The sequence below is a fragment of the Stenotrophomonas sp. YJH_SMC_64 genome (genome assembly GCF_059371375.1).
Genome location: NZ_JCAFUN010000024.1, coordinates 1 through 22,170, shown reverse-complemented (window position 1 = coordinate 22,170; position 22,170 = coordinate 1). Strand labels below are relative to the sequence as shown.

Here is a 22,170-nt window from a genome sequence, read left to right as displayed (position 1 = left end):
CCATCGTCATCCGCGGCCCCGTACCATGGCGTGCGTTGCCGCCTGATCCATCAACCTGAATCATGAATCCCGCCGCACGACGCCGTTGCCTGCCACTGTCCGCCCTGCTGCTGTCGCCCTGGGCGGCGGTGGCCGAGCCTGCGCCCACCGCCCTGCCTGCGGTGCAGGTACAGGCCGCCCGGGTGCCAGGCATCGATCCGTTCGCGCTGCCGGCCAGCCAGGACACGGTCTGGATCGACGCCAGCCGCGCGGGCACCGGTGCGCAGCTGTCTGAGGCCTTGGCCGGGGTCCCCGGACTGCTGGCACGTGACCGGCAGAACTTCGCCCAGGACACGCAGCTGTCGATCCGTGGCTTCGGCGCACGCTCGACCTTTGGCGTGCGCGGGGTGCGGGTGCTGATCGACGGGGTGCCGGCGACCATGCCTGACGGCCAGGGTCAGCTGTCGCATGCCAGCCTGTTGGGCGCCGAGCGCATCGAGGTGCTGCGCGGGCCGTTCTCGGCGTTGTACGGCAATTCCTCCGGCGGCGTGCTGCAAGTCTGGAGCGCGCAGGGTCAGGCCGGCGACCCGTGGCGGTTGCGCGTGAATGCCGGCGCCGACAACACGCTCAGTGTCGGTGCGCAGCTGAAGGGTGCCGGTCAAGTGCTGGACTACAACATCGCCGCCAATCACTTCCGCACCGATGGCTGGCGGGACCATAGCCGCGCGCGCCGTGAATCGCTCAACGCACGCATCGGTGGAGAGCTGGGCGGTGGGCGGCTGGAGCTGCTGCTCAATGCGCTTGACGCCCCCGATGCGCAGGATCCGCTGGGCCTGACCCGTGCCCAGGTGGCGGCTGATCCGCGCCAGGCCTCGGCAGTCGCGCACCAGTACAACACCCGCAAAACCGTGCGCCAGCAGCAGGCCGGCCTGCGCTGGACCCGTGAAACGGGAGCGCAGCGCTGGCAATTGATGGGCTATGCCGGCCAGCGCGCGGTACGCCAGTACCTGCCGATTCCGCCGGCACCCCAGACCAACAGCCCGCTGCATGCCGGCGGCGTGATCGATCTGCAGGGCGGCTATGGCGGGCTGGACGCGCGCTGGGGCTGGCACGGTGATCTGGCCGGGCGACCGCTGGACCTGGTAGCCGGGCTCAGCGCCGACCGCCAGCGCCAGCACCGCACCGGCTTCGAGAACTTCATCGGCAGCGCCCTGGGCGTGCGTGGGCGGCTGCGTCGTGACCAGATCGACGTCGTGCAGAACGTGGATCAGTTCACCCAGGCCTGGTGGCAATGGAGCCCGCGTTGGTCGCTGCTGGCCGGGCTGCGCCACAGCGCCGTGCGATTCGAATCGAATGACCGCTACATCGTCGGCGCCAACCCCGACGACAGTGGCCACCGCCGCTACCAGGCGACCACGCCGGTGGCAGGCGTCAGCTTCGAGGCCAGCCCGCAGTGGCGGCTGCACGCGGCCGTGGGGCGTGGTTTCGAGACCCCCACCTTCAACGAACTGGGCTATCGCGCCGACGGCCAAGCCGGGCTGGCACTGGATCTGGCCGCCGCGCGCAGCCGCTCCATCGAGGTTGGCAGCAAGTGGCACGCACAGGATGGCAACCAACTCGATATCAGCCTGTTCCGTGCAGATACCGACGACGAGCTGGCCGTTGCCAGCAATATCGGCGGACGCAGCACCTACCGCAACATTGGCCGCACCCGCCGCCAGGGGCTGGAGCTGCAGTACCGACAGCCGCTGGCCGAGCACCTGGAACTACAGCTGGCGTGGACCTGGCTGCAGGCGCAGGTGCGCTCGCCGTACCTGACCTCGAACACCCTGGTCGCTGCAGGCAGCCGTCTGCCCGGCGTGCCGCGCCAGCAGGCCTTCGCCCGGCTGCAGTGGAGCCCTGCCGATTGGCAGTGGGCGCTGGAGGCAATGGCCAGCAGCGATACCGTGGTCAATGACGTGGCCACCGAGCGCGCGCCGGGCTACGCCCTGCTGCACCTGGAAGCCGGCCGTCGATGGACGCTGCCGGGCGGCGAGCTGCGCGCCTTCGCTAGGCTGGAGAACGTGCTGGACCAGGCCTACATCGGCTCGGTGATCGTCAATGACGGCAATGGTCGCTTCTACGAGCCGGGACCGGGACGGCGAGCCAACGTCGGCCTGCAATGGTCGTGGCGTTGAGTTGGTAGTGCCGGCCGCTGGCCGGCATCGCTCTGTGTAGGGCAGCCCAGACGTTGCCGGCCAGCGGCCGGCACTACCGGTCAGTCGGGGGCCTTGGCTGGCACGAACGGCGAGGTCGGGTCGCTGGCCGGGAAGGTCTCCTCCAGCGCCTCGTCCTGGTTGTCGCTGGCGCGCTGCTTGCGTTCACGGCGCTTGAGCGGGCTCTCCTGGCCACCGCGATGGCGGTCGCCGCCATCCTTGCGGTCCTGGGCCGCCTGTTCAGCCTCGTGCTTCACCGGCAGGTGGTCGTGCTCGGCATCGAAGAACGGCGCGCCGGCTCCGCGGTAGTCGGCGTTGTCGGCATCGCGCTTGCCGCGCTGCTCGCCGGGAATGGGCGGGTGGTTCTCCCGCAGCGGGTCTCGCGAGGTCTCTCGGCTCATGGTCTGGTACCTGCCCTTGGGGGGATTCCACTACACCGCCCCGCAGGTAAAGCCGTTGCGAACCTGGCGTCATGAACATCTCGCTCACCCCCCGGTAACGGCACCGCGCGTATTCCTGCCCACCCGCCCCCGCTGCAGGAGCCGGCCATGCCCCGTCTTGAACGACCCGCACCGTCCGTGTTCAACGCCCTGCTCGATCCGCTTGGCCAGCGCAGCGCGCAGCGCCGTGCGCGTCGCCATGAAGACCCCCAGGCGGTGGCGCAGGACTACCTGCAGTACATGCTCAGCGACTACGAGGAGCGCCGCGGGCAGAGCCACCGGAACTGGCGCGACCTGTGCCCGGTGTATGCCTTCGCGTTGACCACGCATGCTGCGGATTGGCCACGCGGTGATGCCGCCGATACCTGCGAGGAACTGGCCGAGCACTGGGAACAGATGCGCGGGCAGTCACGGTTGGGCTGGTCGCAGGCGCGGCCGGTGGTGGAGGACGCCTGGCGCGCGCTGGACCATATTCCGGCGGCGGCGGTGAGGCCGTTGCTGCAGTAGTGCCGGCCGCTGGCCGGCAACCCCAGGAAACTTCAGGCCGCGAGCTCTGCCGGCCAGCGGCCGGCACTACCGCATCTGCGTAGAACCCACGTGCACGGTATCGACACGGGTGGTTTACACCGCCCATCCGAAGCTGGATGCCCTGCCCCGCCAAAGGTACGCCCATGGCCCGCCCGATCTGGACCGGCACGCTGTCGTTTGGCCTGCTCAACGTGCCGGTGTCGCTGATGTCCGGCGAGCGCAAGGTCGACCTGCAGTTCCGCATGCTCGATTCCCGCGACCGCAAGCCGATCCGTTTCGAACGGGTCAACGCCGACACTGGCGAGGAAGTGCCCTGGAAGGACATCGTCAAAGCCTATGAGTACGACAAGGGCAGTTATGTCGTGCTGGAGGAAGGTGATATCCGCTCGGCCGCGCCTGAAAGCCACGAAGCGGTGGAGGTGGAATCATTCGTGGATGCGGCGCAGATCGACCCGCGCTATTACGAGAAACCGTATCTGCTGGTGCCCGGCAAGAAGGCCGAGAAGGGCTATGTGCTGCTGCGCGAAACGTTGCGCAGCACCGGCAAGGTGGGCATCGCGCGAGTGGTGGTGCGTACGCGCGAATACCTGTGTGCGGTGATGCCGCATGAGGACGCGCTGGTGCTGATGATCCTGCGCTATCCGCAGGAACTGGTGGATCCCGAGGACTACAAGCTGCCCACCGGCAAACTGTCCGACTACCGCATCACCAGCAAGGAAACGGCGATGGCCGAGCAGTTGATCGAGTCGATGGCCGGCGACTGGGATCCGTCGCAGTACCACGATGAATTCCGCGAGCGCCTGCAGCAGGTGTTGAACAAGCGCATCAAGTCCAAGGGCGGCACCACGCGGGTGGACGATGAGCCGGCACCGCGCGAGGACGCCAGTACCAATGTGGTCGACTTCATGGCGCTGCTGCAGAAGAGCCTGGATGCGAACAAGCGAACGCCAGCGAAGAAGGCCGCAACGCGCAAAGCAGCCGCCAAGTCGCCAGTGAAGAAGGCCGTAAAGAAGACAACCAAGAAGGCTGCAAAGAAGACCGCACCCCGACGCAAGGCGGGGTGAGCCATGTCGTTGCACCAGTATCGGCGCAAACGCCGGCTTGGCGGTGGCGCCGGGCAGACAACGGAGCCCGACGACACGCCCGCACCGGGCGACCCGAAGCGGCGGCCGACCTTTGTCATCCAGCTGCACCATGCCAGCTCGCGTCACTATGACTTCCGCCTGGAAATGGACGGCGTACTGAAGAGCTGGGCGGTGCCCAAGGGGCCTTCCCTGCGCGTCGGTGAAAAGCGGCTGGCCGTGGAAGTGGAAGACCATCCGCTGTCCTACGCCGGTTTCGAGGGAGACATTCCTGAAGGCCACTATGGTGCGGGCCACGTGGAAGTCTTCGATCACGGCACCTGGGCCTGTGAAGGCGATCCACTGCAGGCACTGGCGGCGGGCAAGATCGACTTCGTGCTGCATGGACAACGCCTGGCCGGTGGCTGGAAGCTGGTGCGGACCGCGATGAAAGGACGCCAGGTGCAGTGGCTGTTGATCAAGCGCGGTGACGGGGAAGCGCGCGACGCGGAGGCGGATGACCTGCTGACGGCACCGATGCCCAAACGAACACCTGCGGCGAAGAAGCGTTCCGCGGACAAGACGGCGCGAGCTGCACCCGTCGCACGCACGACCACACGCAAGGCCGATGTGCGCTGGCATGCACGCGCGCTGCAACTGCACGGCGCACGTGACGCACCCTACCCGCATGCATTCAAACCGCAGTTGACCGATCATCGCGACAGTGCGCCGGACGGCGACCGCTGGCTTCACGAGATCAAGTGGGATGGCTATCGCCTGCTGGCGGATCTGCACAATGGCGAGGTCAAGCTGCGCTCCCGCAATGGTCTGGATTGGACCGATGATTTTCCCGAAGTGGTGCAGGCCGTGCAGGCGCTGCCGGTGCGCGATGCACGCCTGGACGGCGAACTGGTGGTGCTGGACAAGGAAGGACGCAGTGACTTCGCAGCGTTGCAGCGGGTGATCGACGGCAGTTCGAAGCAACCGCTGCGCTACATCGTGTTCGATCTTCCGGGCTTGGCTGGAGCGGATATCAGTCGTGCGCCGTTGCTGGAGCGCAAAGCACTCCTGAAAGAGCTCATTGGGCCGGCGCCTGGCACCCTGGCCTTCAGCGAGCACGTGATCGACCATGGCCCGCAGGTGTTCGTTGCCAGTGGCAAGGCCGGATTCGAAGGCATCGTCAGCAAGCAGGTGGATGCCCCGTACGTGAATACCCGCGCGCGCAGCTGGGTGAAGGTGAAGCACGAAGACACCGACGAGTTCCTGATCGTCGGCTACACGGCACCCAAGGGTTCACGGGTGGGGTTCGGCTCGCTGCTGCTGGCGACGCCGGACAAGGGCGGCTTGCGCTATGTGGGCCGCGTTGGCACCGGTTTCGACGACCAAAGCCTGCGCGCGCTCCTCAAGGCACTGCAGCCCTCGGCGGTGAAGACGCCCGTGCTGCAGCTGCCGGCGCATGTGCCGTTCCGCGCTGCCAGCGTACGCTGGGTGAAGCCGGTGGCGGTTGCCGAGGTGGCCTTCCGTGGCTGGGGCAAGGAAGGCCTGCTGCGCCAGGCCAGTTTCAAGCGACTGCGCAGCGACAAGCAGAAGGAGGACCTGGGAATGAGCACCGCAGATACCGAAACCGGAGGCGAGGTCGAGATCACTCATCCGGAGCGGGTGGTGTTTCCAAGGCAGAAACTGCGCAAGGGTGACGTGGCCGATTACTACCAACGCATGGCGCGCTGGATCCTGCCCGAGATTGCCGGACGTCCGCTGTCACTGCTGCGCTGCCCGGACGGCGTGGGCAAGGCCTGCTTCTTCCAGAAGCACCATGGCCCCGGCCTGGGGGACGCGGTACATGCGGTACCCCTGCAGCAGAAGAGCGGCCGCGAGGATTACGTCTACGTCGACGATGCGCGGGGCCTGCTGCAGCTGGTGCAGATGAATACCCTGGAACTGCATCCGTGGGGCGCGACCGTGGCCGATCCCGAGCACCCGGATCGTCTGGTGTTCGATCTCGACCCCGGCGAAGGGGTGAGCTGGGCACAGGTGAAGGCCGCTGCGCGCGATGTCCGTGACCGCCTGCAGGAGGTGGGCCTGCAGAGCTTCGTGCGGCTGTCCGGTGGCAAGGGCGTGCACGTGGTGGTGCCGCTGCAGCCCAAGGCTGGCTGGGACGAGGCCAAGGCGTTCTGCGAGGCGTTCGCGCAGGCAATGGCGCTGGAGCAGCCTGATCGCTACGTGGCGACGATGAGCAAGGCCAAGCGCGGCGGCGTGATCTTCATCGATTGGCTGCGCAACACACGCGGTGCCACCAGCGTGTGTTCGTGGTCGCTGCGCGCGCGCGATGCTGCCGGCGTGGCGGTGCCGCTGCGCTGGGAAGAACTGGCCCGGGTGAGCGCGGCCGACGCGTTTCCGATGGCCAAGGCGCTGGCGCGCGCCAAGCGGCTGAAGGGTGACCCATGGCAGGGCATCGCGCGGTTGAAGCAGAGGCTGCCGTCGCTGAAGCGGTAGTGCCGGCCGCTGGCCGGCAACCTCGGCCATCCTGCAGTTGCCGGCCCGCGGCCGGCACTACCTGCATGCGCTCAGCGCAGATCGCGCGAGGGGCGGCGCCCGAACCACCAACCGACCAGCAGTTGCAACGGCAGCGATGCCAACAGCGAAATGACGAACCAGAACGGGAAGTCCGCACCCGCCGTCCACATCGCGTAGCCACAGCCCAGCGCGATCAGCGACCAGATCGAGAAGCCATGTGAACGCGGCCAGCACGGTGCGTAATAGGTGGCGAAGGAAATGCCGGCGACGCCACCGAGTACGCTGAAGGCCAGGTCCCACCCCAGCTGCACGCTGTTGCTGTCCGGCGACAGGCCCAGCAACGGCGGCAGCCAGCCGGCGACGCTGCTGACCAGCGCAAGCGACAGCACGCCGCCGATCAGGGCGACGATGGACAGGAACAGGGTCTTGAGCAGGCCAGGCATGCGCGTATTGTACGGCTGCCACAGAGTGCCCGCGTTGCCGGCCAGCGGCCGGCACTACCGAACCGACTGGGGTTTTGCCGGCCGGCGGCCGGCACTACCGATGGATCGGCATGGCCGCCATGCCCGTGGGAGAGGGGTACGGAGCAGCGGCGGCCATGCACAGGCAGTCAGGCGGCGAAGTCGAGCACCACGCGGCCTTCGATGGTGCCCGCGTGCATGCGCGCGAACACGTCGTTGATGTTTTCCAGGCGGTCGGTGCTGACCGTGGCTGCGACCTTGCCTTCGGCGGCGAACTGCAGTGACTCCTGCAGATCCAGCCGGGTGCCGACGATCGAGCCGCGCACGGTGATGCCGTTGAGCACCATGCCGAAGATGTCCAGCGGGAAGTTGCCGGGCGGCAGGCCATTGAGCGACACGGTGCCACCGCGGCGGACCATGCCCAGAGCCTGTTCGAACGCCTTGGGCGACACTGCGGTGACCAGGGCGCCGTGCGCACCGCCGATCTCCTTCTTCAGGAATGCGGCCGGATCGGTGGTACGCGCGTTCACGGTGATCTGCGCGCCGAGCTGCCGGGCCAATGCCAGCTTGTTGTCGTCCACGTCCACCGCAGCCACGTTCAAGCCCATCGCGCGGGCGTACTGCACCGCCATGTGGCCCAGGCCACCGATGCCGGAAACCGCCACCCAGTCCCCGGGCTTGGTGTCGGTCACCTTCAGGCCCTTGTAGACGGTCACGCCGGCGCACAGCACCGGCGCGATCTCGACGAAGCCCACTTCCTTCGGAAGCAGGCCGACATAGTTGGCATCGGCCAGTGCGTACTCGGCGAAGCCGCCGTTGACCGAGTAACCGGTGTTGCGCTGCGTCTCGCACAGCGTTTCCCAGCCACCCAGGCAGTGTTCGCAATGGCCACACGCCGAGTACAACCAGGGGATGCCGACCCTGTCGCCTTCCTTGACGTGCCCTACCCCGCCTCCCACGGCCACGACGTGCCCCACGCCCTCGTGGCCGGGGATGAATGGCGGGTTCGGTTTCACCGGCCAGTCGCCCTCGGCGGCGTGCAGGTCGGTGTGGCAGACGCCACAGGCCTCGATCCTGACCAGCACCTCGCCCGCCCCCGGGCGCGGTACCGAGACTTCCTCGATGACCAGCGGCTTGCCGAACTCGCGTACGACGGCGGCCTTCATGGTGGATTGCATGTTCGGATCTCCGCAGTGCGCTTGCCCACAGAATGACGCCGGCTCGAGGCCGGCGCTTTGATCACGATCAAACCTTTGAAGATCCGTGCAGCAGGTTCAGCTGGCCAGCACCGATGCTTCGCGCGCCAGTCGTTCGATGGCGTCCCAGTCACGGGTCTGCAGCAGCGCCGGGGTGGTCAGCCACGAACCGCCCACGCACAGCACGTTGGGCAGGTGCAGGAACTGCGGCGCGGTCTGCGCGCTGATGCCACCGGTCGGGCAGAACCGCACGTCGGCAAACGGGCCGTGCCAGGCCGCCAGCAACGCAGCGCCACCGGCCTGCACCGCCGGGAAGAACTTGAAGGTGTCCGTGCCGTGCTCCAGGCCCAGGATCAGGTCCGAGGCGGTGGCGGCACCGGGCAAGTACGGCAGGTCGGCATCGCGCGCGGCGGCATACAGCGCCGGCGTTGCACCGGGCGACACCGCGAAGCGCGCGCCGGCCTGCTTCGCCGCCTGCATCTGCGTGGCGTTGAGCACGGTGCCGGCGCCGATGACAGCATCGGGCACGGCCTCGACCATGGCCTTGATCGCATCCAGCGCCTGCGGCGTGCGCAGCGTCACTTCGATCACCGGCAGGCCGCCGCGGAACAGCGCCTGGGCCACTTCGACCGCCTCATTCACATCTTCGGGGGTGTACACCGGAATCACCGGTGCCAGCTTCAACAGCGCGCGCAGGCGCGGATCAGCGCTGGACATGGTCTTGCTCCTTGCCCGATGGGGCATCGCGGATCGCCGCCGGGTCCGGCAGCGCAGCGGCGCATGATGCCATGCGCGCTGCAAAGGTGCTGGTACCCTGCCCTGCGGCGGATTCAGACTGCGTCGGCCTGCAGTGCCTGGATGCGGCGCTGGTACCAGTCACCCCCAAGCGGGTCGAACACCGCGGAACGTTCCATCGGCGCTTCGTATACATGCACCGAAATGGCCAGGGCTTCATCGCTGGCATTGCGCAGGGTGTGGTATTCGTGAGGTGGAATGAGGCTGCCGGCGCTGCCGCAGCCGCCGCGCAGCGCGGCGTGGCGTCGGAAGCGCCAGCGTTCGCCGGCGCATTCCAGCAGCTCGTAACGGGTGATCTCCAGTTCCCCCAACCACACGCCCTCCACACACCACATGGCATCGTGGTCGTGCAGCGGCGTGCCCTGCCCTGGGCCCCAGCTCATGGCAATCACGCTGTAGCCGTGTTCCTGGCTGTGGTACAGCGGGCGTCGCGCGTAATGATCACTGACCGGACGGTGCACGCATTCGGGTAGCTCGATGCGGCTGTCCGCAATGGCTTCCTGCAGCGCCAGCTGCAGGTCGGCGGTGATGCGCCCGGCATCACCGGAGGTCATCGCCGCGTCGACTGCGGCGATCAACCGGTCGCGGCCACGGAACGCCGGAAACGGAGAGGTCTGCAGGTCCATGCCCCGACTGTAGCGGAGCATGGTTAAGGGAATGTTGGTGTTCGCGCGCGTGGCACCCGCATTCATGGCAAGCACGCGTGAAAAACGGTTCAGATGCAAACGCAGTAGAGCGATCACAATGGAACCTCACGCGGTGGAACGTGTCGAACACGGTCTGTGCCGCTCCAGCTGCGACATTCCGCAACTTCGCGCCCGACGGGCGCAAGGCTAGAATTCTCCGACTTACCTGGTTCTATACATGTCAGTGCGAAATATGAGCGATGCCGCGTTGCCGGCATCGAAAGGCAAGGCTGCCACGATCAACGACATCGCACGACTGTCGGGAGTTTCCAAGAAAACGGTTTCAAGAATCATCAACAACTCGCCGCTGGTGCGCAAAGACACCCGCGACAAGGTCGAGGCGTTGATGCGCGAGGTCGGTTACGTGCCCGACCCCCTGGCGCGCGGACTCGCGTTCCGCCGCTCCTTCCTGATCGGGCTGGTGTACGACGACCCCGGCGCCCAATGCATTGTCGACCTGCAGCACGGCGCGCTGGAAGCGCTGCGCGGCACCGGCTATGAGCTGGTGGTGCATCCCTGCGACAGCCAGGACCCGGAGTGCGCGCAGGGCGTGCGCCGCTTCGTGCAGCAGCAGAAGCTGCATGGGGTGATCCTCGGCCCGCGTGCATCCGAATCGGTTGCACTCGCGCAGATGCTGGACGACATCGACTGCCGCTACGTGCGGATCAACGCGCATGCGTCGGAAGAAGACGTGCAGGCGGTGGTCACCCACGATCGCGATGGCGCGGCAGCAGCAGCGGGCTACCTGCTCTCGCTCGGCCACCGCGACATCGCGGTGATCGCCGGACCGGGTGACCGGCGCGCGGCGCGTGAGCGTACCCATGGCTTCCTTGACCGGTTGGCCCAGGTGGGGCTGACCTTGCCGGGCGAGCGCGTGCTGGAAGCGGGCGACACCTTCGAATCCGGCGTGCATGCCGCCGAACGGTTGCTGCTGGGCGGACAACGCCCCAGTGCGATCTTTGCCGGCAACGATGAAATGGCTGCCGGCGTGTACCAGGTGGCGTTGCGTGCGGGCATCGCGGTGCCGCAGCAGCTGTCGATCGTCAGCTACGACGACAGCCCGCTGGCGTCGCGGCTGTGGCCGCCGCTGACCTCGGTGCGCCGCCACGTGTCCGACATCGGCCGCATGGCCGCAGCGATGCTGGTGCAGACCGATCTGCCGGATGCGCCGACCGCAGCCAGCGTGCATCCGCAGTTGATGGTGCGTGGTTCCTGCCGCGCCGTGGACGCCTGAGTGCCCTGCCCTCGCCTGCGCCGCCGCGAAGGCATCAGGCATCAGGTATCAACGAGAACGGCGCATCGAGGTGCGCCGTTTTCAGTGCAAAGCGGTGTGCGCCGTGCGCTTACACGTCGCCGCCGTCGGCCCCCAGCTCTCTAGTGTTGCGAAACCAGTATTTCTTACGAGTCGAAGACCAAAAAATCGCCGGATCTTCGCAGTATCTCCTCGATGACATCGTTTTCGTCGAATTTGCGAAATTCAGGGAGATTGTCGTACTGGCCGAACTTGGCGGCCGGAATGAAGTGACCCTGAAAGACGACCATCCTGACATCCGGTCGTATCGCGGCAACCTGCTTCCTGGGTGGGGCCCATGCGGAGGCATCGTCCTCGAATGGCACATTGCCGACGCGTGGCCATCTGCCCTCCCTGATCGCCTCCTGAAACAGGAACACGTCCAATACGCTGTTTAAGGTAGAAATCTGCGTGATGGAGAGAATGCGTCCTTTGGACAAAACAGGAAGGACGGCGATGTCAACGTCCCGATATGCACGAATATAGCCAAAGCTCTGATGCTCAGCATCCAATGGAACAGCATAGACGTCTCCAGCGATGACGCGGACCCTCTTCCTGGGCTTGGTCTCAACGCTCATCTGCGGGTGAAATCATCTCTAATGAATGGCTGGTAGCTTGGGGTAGCAGTCGGTGCAGCACAGCCCTTGCGGTATGACTGTCTCTCGATCGAGCGCGGCCTCGATCAATTTTGGTCAATCAGATAGGACAGTGCGTAGAGGATGATTCGACCTCGAACCGAAGTTCAAGGCCGATTGCGACAGAGTGTCACGCATTGCATAACGGCAGTCATCTTCCATCGGTCGCGCAGCACTCATACACCTTACACGTCGCCGCCGTCGGCCCAGCCTTCACCGGTGCCCTTCTGGAACACGCGGTCATCGCCCTGCACATCGCCTGCCGGCAGATGCGCCTGGCTGGCCAGTGCCGCGTAGATCGGGGTGAAGTCCGGCGACGTCGCCTGCATCAGCTGTTCGAAGCTGTCGATGACGAAGTAGGTCTTCTGGAAGGTGTCGATGCGGTACTTCGTGCGCATGATCCGCTGCAGGTCGAAGCCGATGCGGTTGGGCGCGGCCGATTCCAGCGAGTACAGCGACTCGCCCTTCGACGACACGATGCCGGCGCCGTAGATGCGCAGGCCCTCGGGCGTGTCGATCAGGCCGAATTCCACCGTGTACCAGTACAGGCGCGTGAGGTTCTGCAGCGCGTCCGGGCCGATCGCGTGGGCTTTGACGCCGCCACGGCCGTACGCCTCCATGTAGTCGGCGAACACCGGGTTCATCAGCAGCGGCACGTGGCCGAACAGATCGTGGAACAGGTCCGGCTCGGCGATGTAATCAATCTGGTCCGGGCGACGGATCCACCAGGTCACCGGAAAACGGCGATTGGCCAGGTGATCGAAGAAATCCAGTTCCGGCAGCAGGCCTTCAACGCCGACCAGGGTCCAGCCGGTGGCGGCGCCGAGTACTTCATTGAGCTGGTCGAAGCGCGGAATCATGTGCGCGCTCATGCCCATCTCGTCCTGTGCATCCAGGAACTCCTGGCAGGCGCGGCCGACCAGCAGCTCGCGCTGGCGCTGGTACAGCGTGCTCCAGGTGGCGTGGTCGTCGGCGGTATAGGTGTCCCACGGCTGCTCGACGAGCGCGGTGGTGTACACCGGCACGTAGCCCTTGTCGGTCTGCTGGTGTTCGACGCGGCGGGGCTGGGCGAGGTCCATGGGGCACTCCTTGACGGGATGCCTACGATGCTAGGGCAGAGCACGCGCAACAGGGTTGCAAAAGTTGCGCCCGTTGGCCCTGTTGGCGCAATATCCTTGCGTACTCACCATGTTGCGGGGCAACAATGGCCGGAGAAGTCCAGTTTGATCGCACGGATATACGCCTGCTGGCTGAAATCCAGCGGGATGGGCGCGCCACCAACGCCGAACTGGCGGCGCGGGTGAATCTTTCGCCTTCGGCTTGCCTGCGGCGGTTGCAGCGGCTGGAAAGCGAGGGTGTGATCGTCGGCTATGGCGCGCGGCTGGAGCCGCGGCAGCTGCGGCTGGGCCTGCAGGCCTTCGTGCGCGTGCAGCTGGAAAAGCACGACCAGGCCGCCATCGGCCACTTCGTGGACAGCGTGCAAGCGTGGGACGAGGTGGTGGCCTGCCATGCGCTGACCGGCGACATGGACTACCTGCTGCACGTCTACGTGCGCGACCTGGAGCACTTCTCTCGCTTCCTGCTGGACCGGTTGCTCAACGCCGGTGGCGTGGCCGATGCCAATTCCAGCTTCGTGCTGCGCACGGTGAAGGGCTTCCAGGCATTGCCGCTTTCGCAGCTGGAGTCCTGAGCGGCCACCGGGCATGCCCGGTGGCCAGGCATCAAGGGATCAGCACTTGTCCTTGCGGCCCATCAGCTTGCCGAGGCGCGAGGCTTCCTCGCACTTCGGTGCGGCTACCGGTGCCGGTGCCGCTGCGGCGGCGCGTGCGCGCTGCAGCTGCTGGATCCTGGCGCGGATCTGCGGCATTGCGGCCATCGCGGCCTTTTCGCCTTCCAGGATCGCCGTGCCGCGCTGGCTGAAATCGGCAGCGCCGATGTCCAGCACCTTCGGCCGGATGACGATGTCGGCGCGTGCCAGTTCCTGTTCGCCCAGGCGCTGGCCCATGATCGAGATGGACTGGTTGACGATGCCCAGCATGTCGGTCGGCGCCTTGCCGCTGGCCTTGCTGGAGATGTCCACGGCGATCACGAAGTCGGCGCCGAGCTGGCGCGCGGCATCCACCGGCACCGGGCTGACCACGCCGCCATCGATGTAGTTGCGACCGCCGATCTTCACCGGTTCGAACACGCCGGGAATGCTGCTCGACGCGCGCACCGCCTGGCCGACGTTGCCGCGCACGAAGATCGCCCGCTCGCCGGTTTCCAGCTGGGTGGCGACGGCGGCGAACGGCTTCTTCAGGCGTTCGGCCGGACGGTTGGCAACCTGTTCGTTGACGTAGTCCTGCAGCTTCTGGCCCTGCACCAGGCCACCGGAGAACAGCCGCACGTCGCGGATGCTGGCTTCATCCAGCGCCACCGCCTTGCTCTGCATCTGGAACGCGTCCATGCCGCTGGCGTACAGCGCGCCGACCACGCTGCCGGCACTGGTGCCGGACACCACCGCCGGTTCGAAGCCATTGGCCTCCAGCATCTTGATCACGCCGATGTGGGCAAAGCCCTTGGCCGCGCCACCGCCGAGTGCGATGCCGATCTTCACCGGCTTGGCCTGTGGCACCACGGTCGGCGCCGGCGGCGGCGTAGGGCGGACCGGATCGCCACCGCAGCCGGCCAGCAGGCCGATCAGGGCGACGGACAGCAGCATGCGGGGGCGGAACAGGCTCATCGGCAGTGCGCTCGCGGCGCCGGATTCAGGAAAGGGCGCCAGCATACCGAAGCCGTGGCGGGGCGGGCAGGGTGGGAAATATCGCCCATTCATAAAGGTAGTGCCGGCCGCTGGCCGGCAACCATAGGGAAACTGGCAACGGTCCATGGGGCTGCCGGCCAGCGGCCGACGCTACCGGGAGGCGCGCCAAGGTCCATGGGGCTGCCGGCCAGCGGCCGGCACTACCGGGATGCGCGCCAAGGTCCATGAGGTTGCCGGCCAGCGGCCGGCACGACCGGGATGCGTGCCAAGGTCCATGGGGTTGCCGGCCAGCGGCCGGCACTACCGGGATGCGTGCCAAGGTCCATGGGGTTGCCGGCCAGCGGCCGGCACTACCGGGATGCGTGCCAAGGTCCATGGGGCTGCCGGCCAGCGGCCGGCACTACCGGGATGCGTGCCAAGGTCCATGGGGCTGCCGGCCAGCGGCCGGCACTACCGGGATGCGCGCCAAGGTCCATGGGGTTGCCGGCCAGCGGCCGGCACTACCGGGATGCGCTCCAAGGTCCATGGGGTTGCCGGCCAGCGGCCGGCACTACCGGGATGCGTGCCAAGGTCCATGGGGCTGCCGGCCAGCGGCCGGCACGACCGGAGGCGGTCAGAAGCGGTTGTCGCCGTCCAGCATCCGGCCCAGGCCGCCCAATACCGAACCCTCGCCGCGGTTCTGGCCACCGCCCTGCGGCGCGGCCATCCACATGCGGCCAGCCAGGCGCGAGAACGGCAGCGACTGCAGCCAGACCTTGCCTGGGCCGGTCAGCGTGGCCAGGAACACGCCCTCGCCGCCGAACAGCATGCTCTTGATGCCCGCAACACGGCGCACGTCCATGTCCACGGTCGGGTGGTAGGCCACCACGCAGCCGGTATCCACGTCCAGGCGCTCGCCGGCAGCCAGCTCGCGTTCCACCACACAGCCGCCGGCGTGGATGAACACCCAGCCGTCGCCTTCCAGCTTCTGCATGATGAAACCCTCACCACCGAACAGGCCGGTCATGATCTTGCGCTGGAACTGCACGCCGATCTGCACGCCGCGCGCACCGGCCAGGAAGCTGTCCTTCTGGCAGATCAGGCGGCCGCCGTGCTGGTCCAGTTTCATCGCCAGCACCGTGCCCGGGTAGGGCGCGGCGAAGGCGACCTTGCCCTTGCCGTGCCCGCTCTGCGTGTAGACGGTGGCGAACAGGCTCTCGCCGGTCAGCACGCGCTTGCCGGCGGCCATCACCTTGCCCATGAAGCCGCCGCCCTGGTCGCCGTTGGCGGCGCCGAACACCGTGTCCATCTGTACCGTGGCGTCCTTGAACATCAATGCGCCGGCCTCGGCGATGGCGCTCTCGCCGGGGTCGAGCTCGATCTCCACGAACTGCATTTCATGGCCGACGATGCGGAACTCGATGTCGTCGGCGCGGCCGCTGACGCCGGCGGGGACCGGCGGTGGGGTGTTGGGCATGCCCGGGGCCGGCGCCTGCAGCTCGGCCACCTCGGCGATCGGCGTCCACCCGCTCATGCCCTGGCACCAGGCCAGCGCGCGCGGATTGGCCTGCGCGTAGCGGCGCGCGGCCTCGTCATCAAGCGGGCCGATGCGCTCGGCCTGGGCGGAGGCATGGAAGTACCACTGGGTCATGGCGGCGGGTCCGTCGCGTTGGAAACCCCGAGTCTAGCGAGCGCCCGGGGGCGCCGGCGACGGGGCCATGAACGGCGGGCATTTGCGGCGTAGGTGCTGTATTGCAACAATTATCTGGTAGCGCCGTTTTACCACCCCTCCAAACACAGCCTACCGCCATGTCCCCGACCCGTACTTCCCGTGGCCGCCTTCCGGTCGCGCGCCCCCTCGTTGCCGCTCTTTCCGCCCTGCTGCCGCTGGTAGCAGCCGCTCAGGAAACCCCCGCCGCCAAGGATCCGGTTGCCCTCGATGCCCTGCAGGTGACCGCGCAGCGCCGCGTCGAGAACGCCAAGGACGTACCGGTCGCACTGAGCGCGATCCAGGGCGAGAAGCTGGATGTGCTCGGCTCGGCCGGCGATGACATCCGCTTCCTGGCCGCGCGCGTGCCCAGCCTCAACATCGAGTCGTCCTACGGCCGTGCCTTCCCGCGCTTCTACATCCGCGGCCTGGGCAACACCGATTTCGACCTCAATGCTTCGCAGCCGGTGTCGCTGGTGTATGACGACGTGGTGCAGGAAAGCCCGCTGCTGAAGGGCTTCCCGCTGTTCGACCTGGCCAACGTGGAAGTGCTGCGTGGCCCGCAGGGCACGCTGTTCGGCCGCAACACCCCGGCCGGCGTGGTCAAGTTCGATTCGGCGCGACCGTCGCAGGATGCCGACGGCTACGTGCGCGTGGGCTACGGCAGCTACAACAGCTGGAACGTGCAGGGCGCCTACGGCGGCCCGCTTACCGACCGCTGGTCGGCACGTGTCTCGGCGATCTACCAGCGCCGCGATGACTGGGTCGACAACACCCGCGCCGGTGCCCCCAACAGTGGTTTCGAAGGCTATGACGAAGCCGCCGGCCGCGTGCAGTTCCTGTACGAAGGCGACGACTTCGAAGCGCTGTTCAACCTGCACAAGCGCAAGCTCAACGGCACCGCCCGCCTGTTCCGCGCCAACATCATCCAGAAGGGTGGCAATTCGCTGGTCGAGAACTTCGACCGCGACAAGGTGGCCAACGACGGCGTCAACTTCTCCGACCTGGAAACCTGGGGCGGCAGCGCGCGCCTGCAGTGGAACCTCGGCTCGGTGACGTTGCATTCGATCACCGGCTACGAGACCGCCGAATCGCTCAACCGTGGCGACATCGACGGCGGCTACGGTGCGGCCTTCCTCGGTGCCGGCAACTACGGCCCGGGCCTGATTCCATTCTCTTCGGAGTCGGCCGACGGCCTGCCGCACCACCGCCAGTGGACGCAGGAAGTGCGGATCGAGTCCAACGAGTGGGGCCGCTTCGACTGGCAGGCCGGCGTCTTCTACTTCGATGAAGACGTGACCATCAACAACTTCAACTACGACTCGCTGACCCCGGGCAATCCACAGACCGGCCACGTGGTGCAGAACCAGCGCAACAAGGCGTGGGCGGTGTTCGCTTCGGGCGACTTCGATGTCACCGATCGCTTCAAGCTGCGCGCCGGCGTGCGCTACACCCAGGACAAGAAGGACTTCAGCGCCAGCGTGCTGCAGGCCGTTCCGTTCGGCACCCCGGTCAGCGGCCCGTACCTGGCCAACACCGACGTCAACGACGTCAGCTGGGATGTCAGCGGCGTCTACAAGCTGACCGACGACATCAACGCCTACGCCCGCGTGGCCAAGGGTTTCCGCGCACCGTCGATCCAGGGCCGCCTGGCCTTCGCGCCGGGCCTGTCGCAGGCCGATTCGGAGAAGGTCATCTCGTATGAAGCCGGCATCAAGGCCGACCTGTTCGAGCGCCGCGCGCGCCTGGGCCTGAGCGTGTTCCGCTACAACGTCGACGGCCAGCAGCTGATCGCGGTGGGTGGCAGCAACAACACCGCCACCCTGCTCAACGCCGACAAGACCATCGGCCAGGGCGTGGAACTGGACCTGGAAGCCTACCTGGCCGATAACGTCCTGCTGACCTTCGGCAGCAGCTACAACGACACCGAGATCAAGGACAAGGATCTGGCGGTGGCGATCTGCGGCGGTGGCTGCACCATCAACGACCCGACCACGGTGATCAACGGCCAGACCTATGCGCTGGTGAACGGCAACCCGCTGCCGCAGGCGCCGAAGTGGATCCACAACGCGACCCTGCGCGTGGGCTTCCCGCTCAGCGATGGCAGCGAGCTGTATGCCTACACGGACTGGGCCTACCGCAGCGCGGTGAACTTCTTCATCTACGAGTCGCCGGAATTCCGCGGCCGTAGTTCGCTGGAAGGCGGCCTGCGCCTGGGCTACAACTGGGATTACGGCCAGTACGACGTAGCCGTGTTCGGCCGCAACCTGACCAACCAGACCCGCGTGGTCGGTGCGATCGACTTCAACAACCTGACCGGCTTCCTCAACGAGCCGCGTACCTGGGGCGTGGAGTTCACCGCGAAGTTCTGATGCGGTGGCTGCGTTGATGCAATGAAGAAGGGCCGGCGCAATGCCGGCCCTTCTTCCTTACGCCCATTGGTAGTGCCGGCCGCTGGCCGGCAACGAGTGATCCGGCGCGCGCTTACAGCGCGCTCTGCGGGCGCACCTTCAGCACCGCATTCTCGGTAGTGCAATCGCGGCTGGAGTGCAGGCCGGCCTTGCGTGCGGCGGCGATTTCCTTGCGTGCGGCCAGCAGGTCCTTGTTGAACGCAGCGTTGTCGTGCAGGCGGGCCACCGCGGCGGCGCCCATGAAGCGGCCTTCGAGGATGTCGCTCTGCCAGTGCACGTTGCAGACCAGGCGGCTCTCGCCGTAGTTGCGGCCACGGGCCTGGATGGCATCGGCGCGGTCCGGCGCGATCTCGGACAGGATCAGTGCCCAGGCCCAACCGATCGAGGTGTGGCCGGATGGGTAGGAACCGTTCTTGCGCAGGCCTTCCTCGTCCTTCGGCGAGCAGGTCGGTTCACCGTTGACCATGAACGGGCGCGGGCGCTGGTAGTGGTTCTTGGCCGCCTTGGTCGCCGCACTGGCGTCGATCCGGCTGCGCTCCAGCAGGCGATACAGCGCCGGGGTCTTCACCGCATCGACGTCGATGTCGGCGGCGCAGGAGAAGTGGTTGGCGCCTTCGGGGAAACCGAGTTCCGCATCGACACCGGCCTGGGCGAAGCGCGGGCTGCCACGCAGCGCGCGGGCTTCACGGCTGACCTGCTCGTCCAGGGCGAGCGCGGCCGAACCGGCCACCGGTGGTGCCGGTACCAGGTCGAGGCTGGCCGGAACCGCGCTCTTGTCCAGATAGCCCACCGCCTTGGTGGTGATGTTGGCTTCGACGGCGGTCGGCTTGGTGGCGGTGGCGGCACAACCGGCCAGGGCCGCGACGACGGCAAGGCCGAGCAGCGGGCGGGCAGGGTGGGAAATCAGCGACATGGACAGGCTCCGGGAGAGAAAACAACGCGCCATGATCGCAGCCCCCATACGACACTGCAGTGGCCATCGGTCATACGGCCAGACCCGGCATGGTCATTGTCGCGATATGAAAAGCGTCATCGTTTGACGTCAGTCTCCTGATTCCGGGCGCAGCGCACGGACTTTCACGCCGCTGCACCGCGAGCATCGGCACAACGGCAAGCGCCAGGGCCGTCCAGTTCCAGCCGGGTCGGGGGGATCCGAAGACAGAGGGAGAGAAGCGATGCGCAGCACCGCAACAGGAAGTACCGTCCTGGCCCTGCTCCTCGGGCTTGCAACAGCGCAGGCGCAGGCCGCCGACGTGGTCGGCGTGGCCTTCGTGCATGGCACCGGCGCGCAGACCAACGCCACCCAGGACTACTGGCAGCCGGCGATCATCGACACCGTGCGCCAGGGCCTGCCGAACAGCAGCAACTACGTGGTCATCAACTGTGACTTCACCCAGTACATGTGGAAGCCCGAAGCTGCCGGTTGCCTGGCCAACCAGCTGACCAGCTTCATCGACAGCCGTGGCATCACCCAGCTGGTGGTGATCACCCATTCCAACGGCGGCAATGTGGTGCGCTGGATCCTGTCCAACCCGACCTACGACAGCCGCTATCCGAAGATCATCCGCACGGTGCGCAAGGTCACCGCGCTGGCCCCTTCCTCGGCGGGTACGCCGTTGGCCGATGCGGTACTCAACGGCAACACCTTTGAAACCTCGCTGGGCTGGCTGCTGGGCTACAAGAACGACGCGGTGCGCCAGCAGCAGGTGGCGAGCATGGCCACCTACAACGCGCAGAACCTGTATGGCACGGCCGGTCGCCCGGCGCTGCCCAAGCCGTTCCGCGCGGTGGTCGGCAGCGACGTGGAATCGGCGGTGTGGGACAGCAACAGTTACTGCGGCGGCTATGCCGCCAACGTCGGCCTGGAGTTCACCCAGAACTGGCTGTCGTCCTGCTCCGATGGCTTCCTGGAGTGCAGCAGCCAGAAGGCCGCCGGCACCACCTGGTTCACCGACAAGGCGCGTACCCAGGGCGCAGAACCGCTCAGCCACAACCAGAGCCGCCGCGAGTGCTTCGGCCTCGGCACCCTGCTGCGCAACGACCTGACCCAGTGAGGGAGACGACCATGACGATTCAATCCACCCTGCTGGCCGGCGCCGTGCTGGCAGCACTGTCCCTTTCCGCAGCGCAGGCCGCGCAGCCGCTGCAGGCCGCCCGTGCTGGCGACCAGGTGCCCGCTGCGCTGGTTGCCGCGCCGGTGCCGGCCGATGACAGCGAGCGCGCACCGCTGTCCTTCGCCTGGGCCTTGGACCCGGCGCAATCGCTGCAGGCGGCTACGCCGTATGCCTCGGTCAGCCGCAGCTACTGGCAGCAGGTCGATGGCGCGCAGCTGCAACGCGGCATCGATCTACCGCTGACGGCCGCCGATGCGGTGATCCAGCTGAGCCCGGCCGAAGGCGCGCGGGCAGTGCCGGCGAATGCGTTGCAAGTGCGCGACCCGGCGGGCCGCAGCAGCATGGCCCGCAGTGTCGACGCGCGCGCGCTGCAGCAGGCCGGCATGCCGGTGAGGGATGGCAGCAGCATGCTGCGCACCGGCGCGACCAGTGCCGCCGGTGCGTACACGCTGCAGAGCGCGCAGGCACAGGGCCGCTACGTGGTGCAGGTGCTGGAGCCGAACAGCCCGCTGCGGCTGGAAGTGCAGGCCAACCAGGCGCAGGTGCTGGCCGGTGGCAACGTGCAGTTGCAGGCACGCCTGCTGGAAGACGGCGCCACCACCGCGCAGCTGGCCTCGCGTCGTGGCGGCCTGGGTGGTGAAGCCCTGCTGGTCGCGCCCGATGGCCGCAGCTGGCCGCAGCGGTTGCTGCGCACCACCGACGGTGCCCTGCGTGCGCAGGTGCGGATTCCGGCTGATGTCGGCAACGTGCAGGGGCTGTGGGAACTGCAGGTGTTCGCCCAGGCCGATGGTGTGCTGCGCGATGGCAAGGTGGCCTTCGCGGTGGCGCGGCCCACTGCGCGCTTCAGTGGCCAGGCGGCACCGGACCCGGCCAGCCGCCAGGTAGCGCTGCCGCTGCAGGTGGCAGCCGCCGGTCGTTACGAGGCGCGTGGCACGTTGTATGCCACCGGTCGCGATGGCCAGCTGAAGCCGGTGGCGCAGGCGCACGCAGCCGCGTGGTTCGATGGACCGGGGCGTGGCCAGCTGGTGCTGCCGTTCGACCAGGCCGCGTTGCCGGCTGGGTTCGGTGCGCCGTACGAGTTGCGCGACCTGCAGCTGCAGGATCAGAGCCGGATGGCACCGATCGAGTCACGCGCGCTGGCGTTGAGGTTCTGAGCAAGGCGGTGGCGGGCCGGAACATCCGGCCCGCTGCACCGGCATGGCGACGGAATGGCATCGCGACGGGAATGGCGTGACGGCGGGAATGACATCACGACGGGAATGACACCACGACGGGGTAGAGTCGACTGTTAGTTGTGATCTCTCGGTAGGTTGTTCATCCGGGGCATCTTTGGAAAATGGTGGTTACCACACCTATCCAGACCCCAAAGAGCCCGGATGAACCACCATAAAAATGCCCGTTTGACGCCGTTTAGTCGAGAACTTCTTGTCCGCC

Annotated in this window: 19 protein-coding genes; 9 read left to right on the top strand and 10 right to left on the bottom strand. The window is 67.1% G+C overall.

Annotation, left to right across the window (positions count from 1 at the left end):
- Window positions 1-62 precede the first annotated feature (62 nt).
- Entirely contained in the window at window positions 63-2,156 is a 2,094-nt protein-coding gene (locus AC5P9L_RS20455) for a TonB-dependent receptor family protein (RefSeq protein WP_262102012.1), read from the top strand.
- 80 nt (window positions 2,157-2,236) lie between these two features.
- Here AC5P9L_RS20455 and AC5P9L_RS20450 read toward each other — a convergent pair whose 3' ends face one another.
- Window positions 2,237-2,575 (bottom strand): hypothetical protein, encoded by a 339-nt coding sequence (locus AC5P9L_RS20450; protein WP_262102015.1) that lies wholly within the window; start codon window positions 2,573-2,575, stop codon window positions 2,237-2,239.
- Between the two features lie 147 nt (window positions 2,576-2,722).
- On the opposite strand from AC5P9L_RS20450, the gene AC5P9L_RS20445 reads away from it, so the two are divergent.
- The 3 genes from AC5P9L_RS20445 (at window position 2,723) to ligD (ending at window position 6,696) form a co-directional block, all read left to right on the top strand.
- Complete coding sequence (locus AC5P9L_RS20445) at window positions 2,723-3,121, top strand: hypothetical protein (RefSeq protein ID WP_262102013.1); 399 nt, start codon at window positions 2,723-2,725, stop codon at window positions 3,119-3,121.
- Between the two features lie 164 nt (window positions 3,122-3,285).
- Window positions 3,286-4,206 (top strand): non-homologous end joining protein Ku, encoded by a 921-nt coding sequence (ku, locus tag AC5P9L_RS20440; protein WP_062606457.1) that lies wholly within the window; start codon window positions 3,286-3,288, stop codon window positions 4,204-4,206.
- Window positions 4,207-4,209: 3 nt separating this feature from the next.
- The gene (ligD, locus tag AC5P9L_RS20435; protein ID WP_111193949.1) at window positions 4,210-6,696 is read left to right on the top strand and encodes a DNA ligase D; all 2,487 of its coding nucleotides are present in this window, start codon (window positions 4,210-4,212) and stop codon (window positions 6,694-6,696) included.
- 71 nt (window positions 6,697-6,767) lie between these two features.
- Here the strand turns inward: ligD and AC5P9L_RS20430 are convergent, their stop codons facing one another.
- The 4 genes from AC5P9L_RS20430 to AC5P9L_RS20415 all read right to left on the bottom strand — a co-directional run bounded on the left by AC5P9L_RS20430 (window position 6,768) and on the right by AC5P9L_RS20415 (window position 9,795).
- On the bottom strand, window positions 6,768-7,160 hold the full coding sequence (locus tag AC5P9L_RS20430) for a hypothetical protein (RefSeq protein WP_005411776.1): 393 nt from the start codon (window positions 7,158-7,160) through the stop codon (window positions 6,768-6,770).
- 167 nt (window positions 7,161-7,327) lie between these two features.
- On the bottom strand, window positions 7,328-8,356 hold the full coding sequence (adhP, locus tag AC5P9L_RS20425; RefSeq protein ID WP_005411777.1) for an alcohol dehydrogenase AdhP: 1,029 nt from the start codon (window positions 8,354-8,356) through the stop codon (window positions 7,328-7,330).
- Between the two features lie 96 nt (window positions 8,357-8,452).
- On the bottom strand, window positions 8,453-9,091 hold the full coding sequence (gene eda / locus AC5P9L_RS20420; protein ID WP_005411778.1) for a bifunctional 4-hydroxy-2-oxoglutarate aldolase/2-dehydro-3-deoxy-phosphogluconate aldolase: 639 nt from the start codon (window positions 9,089-9,091) through the stop codon (window positions 8,453-8,455).
- Between the two features lie 113 nt (window positions 9,092-9,204).
- A complete protein-coding gene (locus AC5P9L_RS20415) occupies window positions 9,205-9,795 on the bottom strand; it encodes a cysteine dioxygenase family protein (RefSeq protein ID WP_005411799.1) in 591 nt (196 codons plus the stop codon).
- Window positions 9,796-10,033: 238 nt separating this feature from the next.
- Between AC5P9L_RS20415 and AC5P9L_RS20410 the strand changes: the two genes are divergently transcribed.
- Window positions 10,034-11,089 (top strand): LacI family DNA-binding transcriptional regulator, encoded by a 1,056-nt coding sequence (locus tag AC5P9L_RS20410; protein WP_049450083.1) that lies wholly within the window; start codon window positions 10,034-10,036, stop codon window positions 11,087-11,089.
- 164 nt (window positions 11,090-11,253) lie between these two features.
- Here AC5P9L_RS20410 and AC5P9L_RS20405 read toward each other — a convergent pair whose 3' ends face one another.
- Window positions 11,254-11,724, bottom strand: a complete 471-nt coding sequence (locus AC5P9L_RS20405; RefSeq protein ID WP_012478677.1) for an Imm26 family immunity protein — start codon at window positions 11,722-11,724, stop codon at window positions 11,254-11,256.
- A gap of 242 nt (window positions 11,725-11,966) precedes the next feature.
- On the bottom strand, window positions 11,967-12,860 hold the full coding sequence (gene phhA, locus AC5P9L_RS20400; RefSeq protein ID WP_033833531.1) for a phenylalanine 4-monooxygenase: 894 nt from the start codon (window positions 12,858-12,860) through the stop codon (window positions 11,967-11,969).
- Between the two features lie 125 nt (window positions 12,861-12,985).
- Between phhA and AC5P9L_RS20395 the strand changes: the two genes are divergently transcribed.
- Entirely contained in the window at window positions 12,986-13,471 is a 486-nt protein-coding gene (locus AC5P9L_RS20395; RefSeq protein WP_005411782.1) for an Lrp/AsnC family transcriptional regulator, read from the top strand.
- Window positions 13,472-13,510: 39 nt separating this feature from the next.
- Here AC5P9L_RS20395 and AC5P9L_RS20390 read toward each other — a convergent pair whose 3' ends face one another.
- Both AC5P9L_RS20390 and AC5P9L_RS20385 read right to left on the bottom strand, forming a co-directional pair.
- Window positions 13,511-14,503, bottom strand: a complete 993-nt coding sequence (locus tag AC5P9L_RS20390; RefSeq protein ID WP_005411784.1) for a patatin-like phospholipase family protein — start codon at window positions 14,501-14,503, stop codon at window positions 13,511-13,513.
- A gap of 634 nt (window positions 14,504-15,137) precedes the next feature.
- A complete protein-coding gene (locus AC5P9L_RS20385; protein ID WP_043035291.1) occupies window positions 15,138-16,154 on the bottom strand; it encodes a TIGR00266 family protein in 1,017 nt (338 codons plus the stop codon).
- Window positions 16,155-16,312: 158 nt separating this feature from the next.
- Between AC5P9L_RS20385 and AC5P9L_RS20380 the strand changes: the two genes are divergently transcribed.
- Window positions 16,313-18,583 carry a TonB-dependent receptor gene (locus tag AC5P9L_RS20380; protein ID WP_043035292.1) on the top strand — a complete coding sequence of 757 codons (2,271 nt, stop codon included), beginning with the start codon at window positions 16,313-16,315 and terminating at the stop codon, window positions 18,581-18,583.
- Window positions 18,584-18,695: 112 nt separating this feature from the next.
- On the opposite strand, the gene AC5P9L_RS20375 is transcribed toward AC5P9L_RS20380, so the two are convergent.
- Window positions 18,696-19,535: an acid phosphatase gene (locus AC5P9L_RS20375; protein WP_005411807.1), complete on the bottom strand. Its 840-nt coding sequence runs from the start codon at window positions 19,533-19,535 to the stop codon at window positions 18,696-18,698.
- 262 nt (window positions 19,536-19,797) lie between these two features.
- Between AC5P9L_RS20375 and AC5P9L_RS20370 the strand changes: the two genes are divergently transcribed.
- Window positions 19,798-20,676, top strand: a complete 879-nt coding sequence (locus tag AC5P9L_RS20370; protein WP_005411808.1) for a lipase family protein — start codon at window positions 19,798-19,800, stop codon at window positions 20,674-20,676.
- 11 nt (window positions 20,677-20,687) lie between these two features.
- Window positions 20,688-21,890 (top strand): DUF4785 domain-containing protein, encoded by a 1,203-nt coding sequence (locus tag AC5P9L_RS20365; RefSeq protein ID WP_099472596.1) that lies wholly within the window; start codon window positions 20,688-20,690, stop codon window positions 21,888-21,890.
- The last annotated feature ends 280 nt before the right edge of the window (window positions 21,891-22,170 follow it).

Bases quoted from the DNA above. Each gene is read 5' to 3' on its own strand.
- AC5P9L_RS20370 (WP_005411808.1), top strand. From the start codon at position 19,798: ATGCGCAGCACCGCAACAGGAAGTACCGTCCTGGCCCTGCTCCTCGGG.
- AC5P9L_RS20375 (WP_005411807.1), bottom strand. From the start codon at position 19,535: ATGTCGCTGATTTCCCACCCTGCCCGCCCGCTGCTCGGCCTTGCCGTC.
- AC5P9L_RS20365 (WP_099472596.1), top strand. From the start codon at position 20,688: ATGACGATTCAATCCACCCTGCTGGCCGGCGCCGTGCTGGCAGCACTG.
- adhP (WP_005411777.1), bottom strand. From the start codon at position 8,356: ATGCAATCCACCATGAAGGCCGCCGTCGTACGCGAGTTCGGCAAGCCG.
- AC5P9L_RS20455 (WP_262102012.1), top strand. From the start codon at position 63: ATGAATCCCGCCGCACGACGCCGTTGCCTGCCACTGTCCGCCCTGCTG.
- AC5P9L_RS20385 (WP_043035291.1), bottom strand. From the start codon at position 16,154: ATGACCCAGTGGTACTTCCATGCCTCCGCCCAGGCCGAGCGCATCGGC.
- AC5P9L_RS20410 (WP_049450083.1), top strand. From the start codon at position 10,034: ATGTCAGTGCGAAATATGAGCGATGCCGCGTTGCCGGCATCGAAAGGC.
- eda (WP_005411778.1), bottom strand. From the start codon at position 9,091: ATGTCCAGCGCTGATCCGCGCCTGCGCGCGCTGTTGAAGCTGGCACCG.
- AC5P9L_RS20415 (WP_005411799.1), bottom strand. From the start codon at position 9,795: ATGGACCTGCAGACCTCTCCGTTTCCGGCGTTCCGTGGCCGCGACCGG.
- phhA (WP_033833531.1), bottom strand. From the start codon at position 12,860: ATGGACCTCGCCCAGCCCCGCCGCGTCGAACACCAGCAGACCGACAAG.
- AC5P9L_RS20390 (WP_005411784.1), bottom strand. From the start codon at position 14,503: ATGAGCCTGTTCCGCCCCCGCATGCTGCTGTCCGTCGCCCTGATCGGC.
- AC5P9L_RS20430 (WP_005411776.1), bottom strand. From the start codon at position 7,160: ATGCCTGGCCTGCTCAAGACCCTGTTCCTGTCCATCGTCGCCCTGATC.
- AC5P9L_RS20450 (WP_262102015.1), bottom strand. From the start codon at position 2,575: ATGAGCCGAGAGACCTCGCGAGACCCGCTGCGGGAGAACCACCCGCCC.
- AC5P9L_RS20395 (WP_005411782.1), top strand. From the start codon at position 12,986: ATGGCCGGAGAAGTCCAGTTTGATCGCACGGATATACGCCTGCTGGCT.
- ligD (WP_111193949.1), top strand. From the start codon at position 4,210: ATGTCGTTGCACCAGTATCGGCGCAAACGCCGGCTTGGCGGTGGCGCC.
- AC5P9L_RS20405 (WP_012478677.1), bottom strand. From the start codon at position 11,724: ATGAGCGTTGAGACCAAGCCCAGGAAGAGGGTCCGCGTCATCGCTGGA.
- ku (WP_062606457.1), top strand. From the start codon at position 3,286: ATGGCCCGCCCGATCTGGACCGGCACGCTGTCGTTTGGCCTGCTCAAC.
- AC5P9L_RS20445 (WP_262102013.1), top strand. From the start codon at position 2,723: ATGCCCCGTCTTGAACGACCCGCACCGTCCGTGTTCAACGCCCTGCTC.
- AC5P9L_RS20380 (WP_043035292.1), top strand. From the start codon at position 16,313: ATGTCCCCGACCCGTACTTCCCGTGGCCGCCTTCCGGTCGCGCGCCCC.